Source organism: Rhodanobacter sp. OR87, from assembly GCF_000473345.1.
Taxonomy (GTDB): domain Bacteria; phylum Pseudomonadota; class Gammaproteobacteria; order Xanthomonadales; family Rhodanobacteraceae; genus Rhodanobacter; species Rhodanobacter denitrificans.
The window spans coordinates 16286-30971 of the sequence record NZ_AXBJ01000006.1; the positions used below are offsets into that span (position 1 = coordinate 16286).

Consider the following 14686-nt stretch of genomic DNA (forward strand, 5'->3'; position numbering starts at 1 on the left):
AGCACTGCTCGACCACGAGGTGAGCGTCTACCGCGGCGCCACCTTGCCGATCCAGCACCCGCTGGTTCGCCGCATGGCGCTGCGCAACCAGCTCGGCTCCGAACTGACCGCCGGGGAAACGGTGGTGCTACCGCTCGCCGCGCCCTTGAAGCAGAATCGGGCCATGCGCGAGCGGCTGGCGGCGCTGGACCAAGGAAGTCCTGCATCGCCCGACACGCTGTGGCCATCCGCGGCGTTTGCAGAACGCATGCCCGGGGAATCCGAAAAAGGGGGAAACATGCCGGATACGATCGAACTGCTGGAAACCATCGGCCAGAACGCGGCGCTGCGCCATGCATCCGCCGACGAACTTGCACCGATGCTCGAACAAGCGAATGCATCCGAAGCCCTCAGATCTGCCGTTGCCGCCGGCGACAGCTCGCTACTGTCCAGAGAGTTCGGGCACAAGCTGAACAAGGCACCGCAGATCTCCAATGCCCCGGGACACGAGGAAGACGAACCCGACCACGATGGCGGCGACGAACCGCGTCATCCACCCGAACCTGATCGCCACGAGCCGCGCAAACGATAGTCTCGCGCGCCATGCCCGTCGGCCGGCAAGGAAGAGGAAGGGGGACCGCCCTGGCCGCCCTGCTTCTTTGCGCCCTGGCGCTGGCAGGTCGCGCTACTGATCCTCCCCGGATTACCGACGCAAGCGCCTTCCTCGACCAGACCGAGGAGCTGCGCATCAGGGACCACCGGCAGTTCATCGAACGACTGGCGCAGATCCATCGCGAATCGCCCGCGCTGACGACGGCCGAGCAATGGCATCTGCGCTATCTCGACGCGCTCGAGTCTTCGCTGGAGGGCAGCTACGCCACAGCGGAGCAGCCGCTGCGCGATGTGGTCGGCCATTCAGGCGATCCGACGCTTGCCACCAAGGCATCGGCGCTGCTCATGAACAACCTGGCGGTCGGTCGCCGCTATGAAGACGCCTTCCAACTGGCCCAGCAGCTCACGATCGACCTGCCCCGAATCCGGGACAAAGAGGCCCGCCTCCAGGTCCTCAGCTACCTGTCCCAGACGTTGAACCTGGCCGGGCAGACCAATCTGGCGATCAAGTACGCCCACATGATGGAGGACATCGATCCTTCGAAGACGACCTCGTGCTACTCGCGTACCAAGCTGGTGGCCGCGCTCTACAACGCCAAGCGGCTCACCTCCGCGAGTCCGGAACTGCAGCAGGTCATCGAGACATGCGAAGCGGCTGGACAGCCCATCATGGCGACGACCATGCAGCTCATCCTCGGCACGCTCCACCTGGAAGAACACCAGCCGGCCAAGACCTTGGCGCTGCTCGACCGGATAGCGCCCGGCATCCGGATCAACCATTACTACCCGCACACGCTGTCCGCGCAGGTGCAACGAGCTCAGGCGTATGCACAGCTGGGTAAAGACGATGACGCCCAGAAGGCGGCACTCGCCGCCTTGGCGATGGCCGGCCCGGACGACGTCAACGACTATCTCAAAGATGCGTATGAAGTGCTCTACCTGGTCACCAAGCGGCACGGCAACACAGCCGCCGCGCTTGCCTACTACGAACGCTATGTCGCCCAGGACAAGGGCTCGCTCAATGATGCCTCCGCACAGGCATTGGCTTACCAGACGGTCCAGCAGCAGATTCTGACCCGCAAGCTGGAAACCGAAGAGCTTGGCAGGCAAAACAGTGTCCTCAAGCTGCATCAAGCATTGGACGCCAAGGCCGCGGAGACCGACCGGCTCTACATCACGCTGCTGATCATCCTGCTGGCGGCCATCGCGCTCTGGCTGCTCCGCACCATGCGTTCGCAGAGGCGCTTCAAGCGCATGGCGATCCGCGACGGGCTCACTGGCATCCTGAACCACCAGCACTTCATCCACGAGGCCGATCGCATCTTGCGCCTGCTGGAGAAGAAGCTCGGCCACGCCTGCCTGATCTCCATCGACCTGGACCACTTCAAGCAGATCAACGACACCCACGGCCACGCCATGGGCGACGCCGTGCTGAAGCGGGCCGTGGCGATCTGCCAGCAGCACCTGCGCCCCAGCGACCTGTTCGGCCGCCTGGGCGGCGAGGAATTCGGCATCCTGCTGCACGAGTGTTCCCGCAACCAGGGCCTGGACATCGCCGAGCGCATCCGGATCGCGATCGGCACGACGCCGATCGAGAAGGACGGGCAGCACATAGCGATTTCCGCCAGCGTCGGACTGGCCTCCACCGATACCTCCGGCTACGGGCTGCAGCGGCTGTGCAAGGAGGCAGACGTCGCGCTGTACCGCGCCAAGCGCGCCGGGCGCAACCGGGTCGTCGCCGACGCCGGCAACCTGGCCGAAGCCTGAAGCCCCGCGCCGGAGCAGCGGCATCGACGTGCGTGAAAGCCTGCCGCCGGGCGGGCCGCTCGCGTTCCGGCCCCGCACCCCTTCAGGAAACCGGCGCCGTGCCGATGACCGTAGCAAACCCGAAGGATCCATCGATGCTACGCCACATCCGGATGCTCTTTAGCGCAACGACGCCACCCGCGGGAAACGGGGGCCACCGGCCACGTCGGCCATGCCTGCCGGGCGCGTGCCACCGGCGCACGGACGCACATGGCGAGCCCGGCCGCAGCAGCACCGCCCACCGCAGCGAATGGCCCGCATGATGGTCGACCGCAGCAACCCCACCCGCGCAGGCAATCGCGTCGACTGGAGCGATCCCCAGTTGCAGAAGCTGCTGAGCAAGATCGAGGACTGGGACCTGGACAACCGCGATAACTTCCCGCGGGAAGAAGTGCAGGTGCAGATCGGCTGGAGCGCCGGCGGCGGACGGACGGCGGTGCTGGTGTGGAAGCGCGACAAGGTCATGGTGCTGGAAGCCAGCTTCCCGATTCCCACCGCCGAATATGTACGCGTGGACCGCTTCTACGGCGACGGCATGCGCAGCGTATGGGGCGTGGTGGTCGAAGGCCGCGCCGGCAGGCGCGCGGAAGACTGCAGCAACGGCGTGAGCATCTACTGGCTGCACGAGTGCTGACCGCCGGCGCCGCTCGCGCCATGGCGCCAGACCGGGTACCGCCAGCGAGCGCGAATGGCGCGTGCTGCCCTGCCTTCAGCCGATGCGCAACTTGTTCAGGAACAGGCCGTGCTCGCGGTCCTCGATGCGGTAGCCCTCGCGTCCTTCGATAATCCAGCCCCACACGCTGCGCGTGCCACCCGCCTGCTGGTTGTCCACGCGCACATGGTCGCCCTGTGGCAGCGGAAACCGGGTCACCAGCACCATGGTCTGCTCGTCGATCGAAATCAGCTGGGCCGGCTTGCTCACGACGGAGTTGGCCGTCCACCCGGAGCTGACGTGGATCTGCACTTCCTGCGGCGGCTGGTCGCTGCGGTTGTCGACCTTCCAGCCGTCGACTTTCTGCAGCAGCGCATCCAGATGCGGATCATTCCAGTCGACCGCGCCGACTGAAACGCTCGATCGTGACTTGTCGTGGCCCATGAGGCTGACCCCTGCCGGGTGAGTGCGAATGGACATGCAGACCGGTTCCCCGCAGCCAACATACCAGAACTCCGGCCCGGCGACGGGCTGCGGAGAAAGCAGCCATGGCCATGATCCGTGCCACCGAGGCAACGAGGCGAAGCCCGCGCCGCGAGCGGCCGCGGCATCCGCCCGGGCGCTTCTGGCGTATAAGCTGTCTGACCCCCTGGCCCGAGGAATCGCCATGAACGCCTTGTTGAAATTCGCCGCGCTCGCCCTCGTCGGCAGCGCCACCCTCGCCGCACCGGCCCTGGCAGCACTGAAGGAAGGCGCCAGGGCGCCCGACTTTTCTGCGCCAGCCTATCTTGCCGGCCAGCCGTTCACGTTCAAGCTAGCCGATGCCCTGAAGAAGGGGCCGGTGGTGGTGTATTTCTTCCCCGCCGCGCACACCCCGGGCTGCAACCTGGAAGCGCACCTGTTCTCAGAGGCCATCGACCAGTTCAAGGCGCAGCACGCCACCGTGATCGGCGTCACCGCCGGCAATACCGCGGAACTGGCGGCGTTCTCGCAGGAAACCGAGCATTGCGGCGGCAAGTTCGCGGTCGCCGCCGACAACGGCGCGAAGATCGCCAGGGAATACGATGCACTGCTGCCGCTGCGGCCCGGCTGGTCGGACCGCACGTCCTACGTGATCGCCCCGTCCGGGCAGATCGTGCACGTCTATTCGAACCTGAGCCCGAAGAAGCATGTGCAGGAGACGCTGGACGCGGTGAAGGCGCTCGGCAAATAGCGCGGCGCGAAGGCCGGCTCGCCCCGGGGCGAGCCGGCCGGTCCTGCCTGTCCGGCAGGTGGTCGAAAAGAGCGACCCTGCCCTCTCCAGCGCACCCGCCCGGTTGTCCGTCGCTGGCTGCGCCGGATCAGGTGCCTGGCGTGCCTGACTGGCGGCACGCCTTGTGTGGCCCGCCCCCGCCCACGCGCTTTTCGACGCCGCGGCGGGGACGCAGCCGGCTCACGGACCGATCGCCGAGATGCGGGTGGCCCAGTTGCCCAGCGCACCGCGCGTACCGCCGCACTGGAACCGCGGGGCAGTCAGGTACTGGCTGAGGGTGCAGGTCTGGGCGATGTATTCGGAGGCAGTCCAGATCGTGTTGCCGTCGGCCGCCGCCGCGCCGTAATCGCCCCAGCGCGGACGATCGCCGGCGAGGTAGGGGATGCCGGTGAAGCCGTCCCACGGCCCCGCACCCGCCGCGGCGATATGCACCTCGCCGGCGCCGAGCTTCGCGTCCAGCCCGGCATAGCCGGCGCCCGGATGATCGTTCGGGCCGACCACGGTGAACGCGATGACGCCGCGCCCGCTTTGCGTGACGGCCGCCGCACCGTAGGTCAGGTTCGCGTCGGGCAAGGCCAGCGTACCGTTGGCGGAGAGACCGCCGGACGCCGGATTGATGACGAAGTAGTTGATGCCCGAGCCGTGGCTGCCATCGGCCAGCAGCACGTCGGTATCCAGCGTGCCCCAGAGCTTGCCGTTGGCGTAGCTCACCTGCTGCATGCGCGAGTCGTTCACCGCCATCGGGCGCGGCGCCGGATAGACGATGTTCGGGTAGCCGAGATAGGTCGGCGCGCAGCCGGTCAGGGCAAAGCAGTCGCGCAGCGGCGCACTGCCCGGCTTCTGCCGCGCCAGGCTGCTCGGCACGGCATAGGTCTGCACGGTCAGCGGCGACACGTTCAGCGTCAGCGCCGCCGGCGCGCTGTCGATGGCCTGCGTGTTCGACACCGACCACAGCCACAGCGTGTTCGAGACGCCCGAGTCGTAGAACACCGCGTCCGAGCTCAGCAGGTACTCGGTGCCGCCGCGCGTGTCGACATACTGCCCGCCGGAGGAGATGGCCGGCCAGACCGTGAATGCGGGCGCGGGGATGCTCGGGTCGCCAGCGTTGAACAGCGCCACGTTCGGCGCAGCGGCACCGGTTGCCAGCGCCTGCTTGGAGATGGCGTAGATCTGCGCGCCGTAGAAGCCGTTGTCGAACAGCGCGAACTCGTTGGTGGTCAGGAAGATCGCATGGGCATCGGCGCCGATGTGCGGGTAATCGCCCAGGCAGAAGCCGCCCGCGCAGCTGTGGTCTGGCGTGCCGTCGGTGCCGTTGTTCTGCACCGGCAGCCGGTAGATGGTCCAGGCCCCAGTGGGGTCGGCACTCTGGCTGACGGCGATGTCCAGATGGTTGGTGCCGGCCAGCGACGAGGTGGTGCCGACGCGGTCCAGCGTGAGCACGACCTGGAACCAGCGCTGCGTGCCGGCATCGTAGTAACAGGACGGGTCGGTGATGCTCGGCCCGTACGCCCCGGTCGTGCGGTTGATCGCCGCGGGGTAGCCGTAGAAGGTGTTGAGATCGACCGGACCGACGAGCTCGTTGCCGGCCTTGTCATAGATCGCCAGCACGTCGTTGACGCTTTCCATGACGAAGCCGTTGCCGGCGCACAGGCCCTGGTCGGGCGGCTCCACCGAGAACTGGTTGCCGCCGTTGGCATAACGCTGGTCATGGAAATCGAGGCCATCGAAACCGCCCAGCAGCTGCGGGTTCGCCTTCGCGCGGCGGGCCGTTCCCATCCGGTTGCTGCCGGCGTGACCGCGGGCAATGCTGCGGTTCACCACTGGCTGCGGCCCGAGTTCGCCGCCGGCGCCCGAACCGGCCTCTCCCGCGGTCATGGCCGGATCCAGTTCCAGGTTCGTCAGCGCCTGCCCGCCCACGGGCGTGGTCGTGGGCGTGGTGGTACCTGCCTTGTGCAGCTTGAGGGTGGTTGGCGTCGCCGCCAGCGCGCCGGTGGCAAACGCCACGGCCGCCACTGCGACGAGCAGTCGAGTCTTCATCATGTCGGTCTCCCGTTCGTGAGTAGGTGACCGCGTCCCCTGGGACGTCGGGGTCGGTCGTGCCGACGGGCGTCCACGCAAGTACGCATATTGGACATATGCGCCCGGCCACGATACGCGCGCCCGAGGGAAGTCGCCATCCCCCCGCTGGAACCAGCCGGTTCGCGCCGGCATGCCGGCGCCGAAGCCGCCGATCCGCGGGCGCGGGGTTGCTGCACACCGCGTGCAGACGGAAGGCCGGATGGGTTTGCGCCAGCGCCGCCAGCCGCTGGCCGAACACCTGTTCCCGCGCACTGCGCACGCCGTAGTAGAGGTGTACGCGACGCCCGGGCTGCGCGGCGAGACACCCGCGCAGCATGCACAGCGGGGCGTGATCCCGATGCCGCCGGCGATCAGCACCACCGGCACGTCGAGGCCGGGATCGAGCACGAAGCGGCCGGCCGGCGCCTTCACCTTGAGCACGTCGCCGACGTGCACCGCGTCATGGAAATGGTTCGCGACCTTTCCCGCCGGAAGCTCCGGCCGGCCGGAGCCGGCGTGCGCTTGACCGTGATGCGATAGTGCGTCGGATCGGGCGGCGCGGACAGCGAACAGCAGCGGACGAGCGGGCTGGCCTGGTCGTCCCCGGCGACGGCGGCGAAGGTCAGGAACTGGCCGGGCAGGAACGCGGGCAACGCCGCGCCATCCAGCGGGGCCAGGTAGAACGAACAACGGATGGAAGCTTGGGCATGGGCCGAAATCGCCCGTCTGGACGAGCTCAAGCTACGCCACGCGCCGATACCCATATTGACCATGATGAAAAGAGCCCGAAGGCGCTGCGGACCCTGCGAGCGGCGGCGCGGCGGCGCGCCGACTTCCGCCTCTCGCGCCAAGCCGAGGGGCACCGCACGAAAATCACCGGCTGATCTGTATCAGTGCGGCCCACAGGGCCGGGTCGTATAAAAGCGACAACTCTCCGGGAAGGAGAGTATCGATGCGATTTCGAGCTGCCGTCGCATTCACGCTGCACGGTATCCCGCCATGCATCGAGTGCATGGCCACAAGAGTGCATCCCATACGCGACCGGGCTTTTGCGACAACGGTCGTACCACTCGACCTCGACCCGCCAGGACAGACCCCGGGAAGGATTATTTCCGGGATTACCCATGAATGTCGGAAGACCCATACAGAGGGAACGCGACGCCATGTCGCAACAAACCACCGGGCTGCTGCTCATGGCGTACGGCACGCCGCACGGTCCCGACTCCATCGATTCCTTCTACACCCACATCCGTCACGGACAGCGTCCATCCGACGCGCTATTGCAGGAGCTCAGGAACCGCTACCAGGCCATTGGCGGCACCTCGCCGCTCGCCCGCATCACGAAAGCGCAGGCAGACGCGCTGGCGACACGGCTGAATGCCCGCCACGCCGATCAGCGATTCAAGCTGTACATCGGTCTGAAACACGCGGAGCCGTTCATTGAAGATGCCGTCGAAGCCATGCACCACGATGGCATCACGCAGGCCGTTGCCCTGGCGCTGGCACCTTACGATGCCAACGCCAGCGTCCACGGTTACGGCGAGCGCGCACAGGGTGCAGCTGCGTGGCTGGGCGGACCTGCGATAACGGTCGTGTCCGACTGGTGCCGGCAAGGAAAATTCGTACGTTACTGGGCCGAGCAGATCCGGACTGCCCTCGCGGTCATCCCCGAGGATGACCTGCGCACGACCGTCGTCATTTTCTCCGCGCACAGCTTGCCCGCGGCGATGCTGGGTCCCCCCGACCGCTACCCGCGCCAGCTGGAAGAAAGCGCACGATCAATCGCCCAGGCGGCACACCTGAAACACTACGCAACCGGATGGCAGAGCGCAGGAAGAACCGCGGATTCGTGGCTGGGCCCGGACATCCGCGAGCTGACCCGTGATCTGTGGAGCAGCGGCGGCTACCGCACCTTCGTCTACTGTGCGACCGGATTCGTCGCCGACCATCTCGAGGTTCTCTACGACCTGGACGTCGAATGCCGGGCGGTCGTAACGGCCCTGGGAGGGCGTTATATCCGTCCCGCCATGCCAAACACCGCCACCCTGTTCATTGATTGCCTGGCCGACGCGGCAAGCGACGCTTTGGCGCACCAGGCGGGGGTGCCCGCATGACCGGGCAGCCGCTGCACGCCGCCATTATCGGTGGCGGCATCACTGGACTCACCGCGGCCTTCTATCTGCAACGCCGACTGGAGGACATGGGCTCGGCGCCGAGGCTTGCGTTACTGGAGTCGGAGCCTCGGCTCGGCGGGAAGATCAGGACGACTATCCGCGACGGCTTCCTGATGGAACACGGCCCCGACTCCTTCGTGGCGAGCAAGAAGAGCGCCTACCAGCTCGTGCAGGACATCGGCCTGGAAAACGAGCTGGTACGCAACCACACGGGGCAGGCCTTCATCGCGCGAGGCGATCGGCTCTATCCGATCCCTGCCGGCACGATGATGGGCATTCCCGTCAGGCTGTGGCCGCTCTTGAGGTCGCCGCTGCTCTCCCCGCTAGGCAAGATGCGGGTAGTCCAGGATCTGTTCTGGCCGCGGAAGGAAACCGGCGGCGACCAGCCGGTCGGCGATTTTTTCCGAAGGCATCTGGGGAATCACATCGTCGATCGCCTGATCGAGCCGCTGCTGTCGGGCATCTACGCCGGCGACATCGACCACTACAGCCTGCAGGCCCTGTTCCCGCAGATCCATCAACTGAGCAAAAACCGCCGCAGCCTGATCCGCGCGATGAGCGGAGCATACGCCCATGTCAAGCAGGCGCCCGCCGGCAAAGCCCAGGGGCAATTCCTCAGCTTCAAGACGGGGCTGCAGTCACTGACCGCGCGGATCGAAAGTCGCCTGAAGTCGTGCACGATCATGAAAGGCAGCCCCGCAAGAGCCATCCGCAGGCAGGGCGGGCACTATCGCGTGGAGCTGGACGATGGGCGCACGCTGGACGCCTGCTCGATCATCCTGGCCGTACCGGGCTCCGCCGCCGTGAAGCTGTTTCCTGCCGCAGGAAATGCCATCTCGCCCGTGCTGCTGACTCCGCCGACGTCCGTCGCCAATGTCGTGATGGCGTTCCCGCAGGGAACCGCAGGCATGTCGCTGAACGGCACCGGCTTCGTAGTGCCACGCGGGTCGGGGCATGCGATCACGGCGTGCACCTGGGCGCACCTCAAATGGCCTCACGTGGCCCCGAACGGCGCGGCGTTACTGCGCTGCTACATCGGTGGCCCGCATGACGCGCAACTTGTCGACGAGTCCGACGCCACCATCGTCGACACCGTCATGGCCGATTTGCGGCACCTCATGGCGCTTCGCGAAACACCGGCCTTTTACCAGGTGACCCGCTGGAAGCACGCGATGCCGCAGTACTCGGTAGGCCATCTCGAGCGCCTCGGGGACACCCGCAGGACCATCGCCACGCAGTTCCCTGGCGTCTTCCTGGCCGGCGCCACCTACGGAGGCGTGGGCCTGCCGGACTGCATTCGACAGGGGGAGCAGGTCGCGCACGACCTGGTCGACCATCTGGCGCAAAGAAACCTGTTGAACTCACGAGAGGCATCACATGTTGATTGAAAACCTTGGCACGACTCGCGAGAAGCTCCTGGACAGCCTCGAAGGCCTGACGGAAGAGCAGTTGAATGCGAAGCCGCATACCGGCGGGCCCTCGATCGGCCAGATCGTTCACCACCTTTACGCGAGCGAGCGGGAAACCGCGGCCATGGTGCTCGATGCACTGCAGTCCCGCAGCGGGAAGGTCGAGGAAAAGGACGCGTCGCTTCTGGCGGCCGGCCTGCAGCAAGGCTGCGACGAGGAGCAGGCAACCGCCGAGCGATTCACCAAGGCGCAGCTGATCCGCTTGCTGGAGGAATCGCGCTTCAGGGACCTGCAGTCGGTATTCAACGAAACGCACGAATGCGTCCTGGCCGAGCGGTCACTGGAGCATCCCGCCTTCGGCAGGGTCAGCCTGAAGAACCTGCTCGACACCATCTGGATCCACGACGAGCTTCACGGCAAGCAGATTGCGGCGATCAGGCAGTCGCTTTGACACTCCCAACATAGTCACGGAAAGCAACCAACATGCGAACTCAGTACACCGCACAGCTGGCGATAAAGTACACGTCGGCATGGCACGAATCGGAGAAGGGCGACAGGATCGCCGCCATCAAGGAAGTGGTCGACATCTTCCGGAAATACGAAGACCGGGTGGGATTGCGTGGAACCTACGTGGTCCAGGGCTTCCAGGCCCATACGGACATCCTCTTCTGGATGTTCGCCGATCATTTCAACGACATCCAGGATCTGCAGCTGGAGATCAGGCGCTCGTCCTTTGGCCGGTATATAACCACGCCCCACGCCTTTACCGGAGTCACCAAGCCGTTCGAATTCTCCGAACACCCGACGTCCTTCGCGATCGGCATGCGGCCGAGGGAATACCTGTGCTTTTACCCCTTCATTCGCAAGCCGGAATATTATCTGTTGCCGAAATGGGAGCGCAAAGCACTCATAGGGGATCATGGCGATATCGGCCACGAATTCACGCCCGACATCCTCACCAATGGCGTTTATGGCTTCGGGCTCGGCGATTACGAGTGGCTGTTGACCTTCGAAACCAACGATCTGCAACGGCTCGTCGACTGCGTGCGAAAGCTGCGGGAGTCCAAGTCGAGACTGTATATGCAGGACGAGCACCCCTTTATCGTGGGGCGGTATTTCGAACTGGAAGCCGGCCTGTTGCAATATGGCTGACAACGAGGGGTGGCACCGGGAGGTGGCCACTCCGACCTACGCCCAGTTCGCGGGCCTTCAGGCCGACGGCTTCGGCCACCGTCACGGCGCAGCGTGGCAGCAGTCACCCGGCGGAGAGCGCCGCCGGTGCCGCCCCGTCGCCGCACCCTTCACGGCCCCAGGATCCGCGGCACGAGCGCGTGCCATCCCGGCGTGTCCCACAGCAGGTGGACGGCGACGGCGAAAGGCAGGTACAGGCCCAGCCATACCAGGTAGGCCCGGTGCACCGTCCGATGCCGGGCCACGTCCCACACGAACAGCGGTGATACCGCCAGCAGCGTGTAGAGATCGGTCGAGAGCGGGCTGACCGGGGCGGTGGTCGGCAGCCAGGCGATCCGGTCCATCGCCGCCTGCAACGGCGTGGCGACGGCCAGGAACATCATCCGCTTGTGAAAGCCGGGATCGGCGTGCCGTGCCCGCAACGCCAGCACGATGCAGAGCGGAAAGAAGATGCCGATGCGCGTCTGCAGCAACGCGATGTTGTCGAGGAAATGAAGCGTCTGCCGCAACTGTTCCCGCACCGGCGGCGGTGCTGCCTGGGCGCCGTTCCAGACCTGCTGGTAGATCGTCGGGACGAGGATGAAGCCGACCACGACGATGGCCGGAACGAGCACGAAGGCCGCGCGCCCCAGCAGCATGTGTCGATCGCGCCGGCCGGTCGCCATCAGCCAGGCCTGGGTGAGCAGCAACAGCAGGAAGGCGCCCATCAGGACCGCGTGCACGTGCAAGATCGGCGGGAACGGCGGCCTTGCCCCGGCCCGCACCATGGCAAGTTTGCCGAGCGAGTCCGGAATGAAGCCGGCCAGCGTAATGGCGATGAAGAAAGCCGCCATGAAAACCCAGATCCAGCGGTCGATCGCCAGGGCAAACGGCCTGGCAGGCACATAGAGCGCTTGCGCGTGGTTCGTGGTCATGACGCCCCCGATTAGCTCTTTCCACAGCGGACGGCTCGGCCCGGATCGGCCACCGTGTCGATCACGGTGCCGGGAGCACGGCTGAGCCCGATGGCACATCGCGCCGCCATTTACCCGGGGAAACCCAGGAGCGCGGTGGCGTTCGTGCCTGCCCCGAAACGTTGTTTCCCCCTCACTACTTCATCGCACATGGCGCGCGATCGAACACGGCGAAGCATTCGCGCACGTCGCCCATGGTGAGCCTTCCGGAGTGGAGCCGCAACAGCCGGCTGGATGGCCAAAAACTGCCACGGACAATGTGGCCGTGGAAGGTGTTGCCGCCCGGTTCTGGACCGGATCGCGACGAACCGGCCCGTGCGCGGAAAGCGGAAATCGCGCGCCCTTTTCCCGCCGACTCGGGCTAGGCTATCCGTCGCTTCCCCCTGTGCCCGAACCCGACCATGGGAGAACCACGATGATCCGTCGACCCTTGCTCCTGCCGCTGCTGGCGGTCCTGCTGGTGGGCTGCGATCCGGCGCCGAAGGCGACCCGCGACGCGGTATCCGCCGCCGAAGCCACCCCGCCGCTGTTCGATACCTTCGGCGACCTGCACCACGACGTGGCCACCCGCGTGCCCGCCGCGCAGCGCTATGTCGACCAGGGCCTGCGCATGGCCTACGGCTTCAACCACGAGGCGGCCGGGCGCGCCTTTGCCGAGGCGGCGCGGCTGGACCCGCAATGCGCGATGTGCGTGTGGGGCCAGGCCCTGGTGCTGGGGCCGAACATCAACCTGCCGATGGACCCGGCGCACGCGAAAGACGCCACTGCCCTCGCCGCGCGCGCCGCGCGCCTGGCCGCCACCGCACGCCCGGTCGATCGCGCGCTGATCCAGGCGCTGCAGTTGCGCTATGCCGACCCGGCGCCGGCGGATCGCGCACCGCTGGACCGTGCCTATGCCGACGCGATGGCGCGCGTGGTCGAGCAGTTCCCCGAAGACGACGACGCGGCGACGCTGTATGCGGAAGCGCTGATGGACCTCTCGCCCTGGGCGTACTGGGAAAAGGACGGCAGCCCGGCCGAGTTCACCCCGCGCCTGCTCGGCGAACTGGAACGCGTGCTGGCGCGCAACCCGCGCCACATCGGCGCGATGCACTACTACATCCACGCCACCGAGTCCTCGCCCGACCCACGGCGCGCCGAACCCTGGGCGGATGCGCTGGCGGCGCTGGCGCCCGGCTCAGGCCATCTGGTGCACATGCCCGCGCACACCTACATCCGCGTCGGCCGCTACCACGACGCCACCCTGACCAACCTCGCCGCCACCACCGCGGACACGGATTTCCTGGCGATGTGCCGCGGCAGCAACGGCGTCTACCCGCTGGGTTACGTGCCGCACAACTGGCACTTCGCCAGCATGACCACCGGCCTGACCGGCTCGCGCACGCTGGCGCTGCAGGCGGCCGAGCAGACCGCCCGGCGCGCCGACCGTGCCGCGATGGGCGCGGCGCCGATGGAGTTCATGCAGCAGTTCGTGGTCACGCCGCTGCTCACCCGGGTCCGCTTCGGCGATTGGGACGCGATCCTCGCCGATACCGCCGCGCCGCCGGCACTGCCGTACCCCGCCGCGATCCGCCACTTCGCCCGCGGCATGGCCCAGGCGCGCAACGGTGCCCTGGCCGAGGCCGCGCGCGAGGCCGCCGCGCTGCACGCGATCGCCATCGACCCGGCCATGGCCAAGGTGAGCTTCTTCGACATCAACCACGCCGACGGCGTGCTGCGCGTCGCCGATGCCCTGCTGCGCGGCGAACTGCTGCGTGCGCGGGGCAAGCACGCGCAGGCCATCACTGTGCTGCGCGAAGCGGCGGCCGCCGAAGATGCCCTGGCCTACAACGAACCGGCCGACTGGCCGCTGCCGGTCCGCCCCTACCTGGGTGCCGCGCTGCTCGAAGCGGGCGACGCCAAGGGCGCGGCGGAAGCCTTCGAGCAGGACCTGAAGACCTACCCGCTCAACGGCTGGTCGCTGTTCGGCCTGGCGCAGGCGCAGCAGGAACTCGGTCAGGCGGATGCCGCGCGCGAAACGTCAGCGCGGCAGGTGGCCGCGTGGCAGTGGGCCGATGCGCCGCTGACGGCGGCGCGGTACTGAGCGCTGCTGCAAAGGGAAACGGGGCGTCCCAAAGGGGCGGAGGGAATCCGGCAACCAGGCCTTCCGACGCGGCCTGGCGCCGTTGCTCCGGCCTCCCGACGGCGCGGGTGAGCCATCGACAGCAAGCCTGCGGCATGCCACGTCGTCCGCGCCTCCAGCTTCCCGGGGCACCCCTTCATGTCGCCCGGCGTGGCGTCAATCGTTGCGCGATCTTCGTCGACGACCTCGACCGCAACCACGTCCACGACCTGCTGCGCGAAGCCATGGCCGAGCAGTTGCCGGACGCACATGCCTACGTTTTCGTGGGCAACCACGGGCACCGGCTGCCGGCGCCGCCGGGCCGCAAACTGCCATCGACGTGCCGGCATACCCTGGCGGGGACGGTTCAAGTCCTGCCTGGTCGACACCGACCGTTGCCCGATGACCGCCCACCCTTACCTCGAGCTCAGTCCCGTGCGCGGCCATGGTGGCGCTGCCCGAGCGGTACCGCCGGTCAAGCGTGCACGTGCGTCCCGGC

The 14686-nt window shown here is 67.1% G+C and carries 13 protein-coding genes; 10 read left to right on the forward strand and 3 right to left on the reverse strand.

Translation table 11 applies throughout. The features are described from left to right. The first annotated feature begins 19 nt into the window (after nt 1-19). The 3 genes from RHOOR87_RS20715 to RHOOR87_RS0107255 all read left to right on the forward strand — a co-directional run bounded on the left by RHOOR87_RS20715 (nt 20) and on the right by RHOOR87_RS0107255 (nt 3031). Nucleotides 20-571, forward strand: a complete 552-nt coding sequence (locus tag RHOOR87_RS20715) for a hypothetical protein (RefSeq protein ID WP_231381740.1) — start codon at nt 20-22, stop codon at nt 569-571. Between the two features lie 11 nt (nt 572-582). Next, complete coding sequence (locus tag RHOOR87_RS0107250; protein WP_027484644.1) at nt 583-2358, forward strand: GGDEF domain-containing protein; 1776 nt, start codon at nt 583-585, stop codon at nt 2356-2358. A 298-nt stretch (nt 2359-2656) separates the two neighbouring features. After that, a complete protein-coding gene (locus RHOOR87_RS0107255) occupies nt 2657-3031 on the forward strand; it encodes a hypothetical protein (protein ID WP_007511824.1) in 375 nt (124 codons plus the stop codon). 75 nt (nt 3032-3106) lie between these two features. On the opposite strand, the gene RHOOR87_RS0107260 is transcribed toward RHOOR87_RS0107255, so the two are convergent. Continuing rightward, a complete protein-coding gene (locus RHOOR87_RS0107260; RefSeq protein WP_231381741.1) occupies nt 3107-3529 on the reverse strand; it encodes a hypothetical protein in 423 nt (140 codons plus the stop codon). 187 nt (nt 3530-3716) lie between these two features. On the opposite strand from RHOOR87_RS0107260, the gene RHOOR87_RS0107265 reads away from it, so the two are divergent. Then, a complete protein-coding gene (locus RHOOR87_RS0107265; protein ID WP_007511828.1) occupies nt 3717-4262 on the forward strand; it encodes a peroxiredoxin in 546 nt (181 codons plus the stop codon). Between the two features lie 219 nt (nt 4263-4481). Here RHOOR87_RS0107265 and RHOOR87_RS0107270 read toward each other — a convergent pair whose 3' ends face one another. Then, nucleotides 4482-6341, reverse strand: a complete 1860-nt coding sequence (locus RHOOR87_RS0107270; RefSeq protein WP_007511829.1) for a hypothetical protein — start codon at nt 6339-6341, stop codon at nt 4482-4484. Between the two features lie 169 nt (nt 6342-6510). Between RHOOR87_RS0107270 and RHOOR87_RS20595 the strand changes: the two genes are divergently transcribed. The 5 genes from RHOOR87_RS20595 (at nt 6511) to RHOOR87_RS0107295 (ending at nt 11094) form a co-directional block, all read left to right on the forward strand. Continuing rightward, entirely contained in the window at nt 6511-6885 is a 375-nt protein-coding gene (locus RHOOR87_RS20595; protein WP_027484645.1) for a hypothetical protein, read from the forward strand. A 637-nt stretch (nt 6886-7522) separates the two neighbouring features. After that, nucleotides 7523-8473, forward strand: coding sequence for a ferrochelatase (gene hemH / locus RHOOR87_RS0107280; protein ID WP_007511833.1), 951 nt, complete (start codon nt 7523-7525; stop codon nt 8471-8473). Beyond that, complete coding sequence (gene hemY, locus RHOOR87_RS0107285) at nt 8470-9921, forward strand: protoporphyrinogen oxidase (protein WP_027484646.1); 1452 nt, start codon at nt 8470-8472, stop codon at nt 9919-9921. The genes hemH and hemY overlap by 4 nt, the downstream gene beginning before the upstream one ends. Then, nucleotides 9911-10393, forward strand: a complete 483-nt coding sequence (locus tag RHOOR87_RS0107290; protein WP_027484647.1) for a DinB family protein — start codon at nt 9911-9913, stop codon at nt 10391-10393. Before hemY ends, RHOOR87_RS0107290 begins: the two co-directional genes overlap by 11 nt. 32 nt (nt 10394-10425) lie before the next feature. Further along, nucleotides 10426-11094 carry a chlorite dismutase family protein gene (locus RHOOR87_RS0107295; protein WP_015448156.1) on the forward strand — a complete coding sequence of 223 codons (669 nt, stop codon included), beginning with the start codon at nt 10426-10428 and terminating at the stop codon, nt 11092-11094. A 149-nt stretch (nt 11095-11243) separates the two neighbouring features. On the opposite strand, the gene RHOOR87_RS0107300 is transcribed toward RHOOR87_RS0107295, so the two are convergent. Further along, nucleotides 11244-12047 (reverse strand): hypothetical protein, encoded by an 804-nt coding sequence (locus RHOOR87_RS0107300; RefSeq protein WP_015448157.1) that lies wholly within the window; start codon nt 12045-12047, stop codon nt 11244-11246. 454 nt (nt 12048-12501) lie between these two features. On the opposite strand from RHOOR87_RS0107300, the gene RHOOR87_RS0107305 reads away from it, so the two are divergent. Beyond that, nucleotides 12502-14169, forward strand: coding sequence for a tetratricopeptide repeat protein (locus tag RHOOR87_RS0107305; RefSeq protein ID WP_027484648.1), 1668 nt, complete (start codon nt 12502-12504; stop codon nt 14167-14169). Nucleotides 14170-14686: the final 517 nt, after the last annotated feature.

Coding starts and splice junctions, on each gene's coding strand:
- RHOOR87_RS0107250 (WP_027484644.1), top strand. CDS start 583: ATGCCCGTCGGCCGGCAAGGAAGAGGAAGGGGGACCGCCCTGGCCGCC.
- RHOOR87_RS0107255 (WP_007511824.1), top strand. CDS start 2,657: ATGATGGTCGACCGCAGCAACCCCACCCGCGCAGGCAATCGCGTCGAC.
- RHOOR87_RS0107260 (WP_231381741.1), bottom strand. CDS start 3,529: ATGTCCATTCGCACTCACCCGGCAGGGGTCAGCCTCATGGGCCACGAC.
- RHOOR87_RS0107265 (WP_007511828.1), top strand. CDS start 3,717: ATGAACGCCTTGTTGAAATTCGCCGCGCTCGCCCTCGTCGGCAGCGCC.
- RHOOR87_RS0107270 (WP_007511829.1), bottom strand. CDS start 6,341: ATGATGAAGACTCGACTGCTCGTCGCAGTGGCGGCCGTGGCGTTTGCC.
- RHOOR87_RS20595 (WP_027484645.1), top strand. CDS start 6,511: ATGCCGGCGCCGAAGCCGCCGATCCGCGGGCGCGGGGTTGCTGCACAC.
- hemH (WP_007511833.1), top strand. CDS start 7,523: ATGTCGCAACAAACCACCGGGCTGCTGCTCATGGCGTACGGCACGCCG.
- hemY (WP_027484646.1), top strand. CDS start 8,470: ATGACCGGGCAGCCGCTGCACGCCGCCATTATCGGTGGCGGCATCACT.
- RHOOR87_RS0107290 (WP_027484647.1), top strand. CDS start 9,911: ATGTTGATTGAAAACCTTGGCACGACTCGCGAGAAGCTCCTGGACAGC.
- RHOOR87_RS0107295 (WP_015448156.1), top strand. CDS start 10,426: ATGCGAACTCAGTACACCGCACAGCTGGCGATAAAGTACACGTCGGCA.
- RHOOR87_RS0107300 (WP_015448157.1), bottom strand. CDS start 12,047: ATGACCACGAACCACGCGCAAGCGCTCTATGTGCCTGCCAGGCCGTTT.
- RHOOR87_RS0107305 (WP_027484648.1), top strand. CDS start 12,502: ATGATCCGTCGACCCTTGCTCCTGCCGCTGCTGGCGGTCCTGCTGGTG.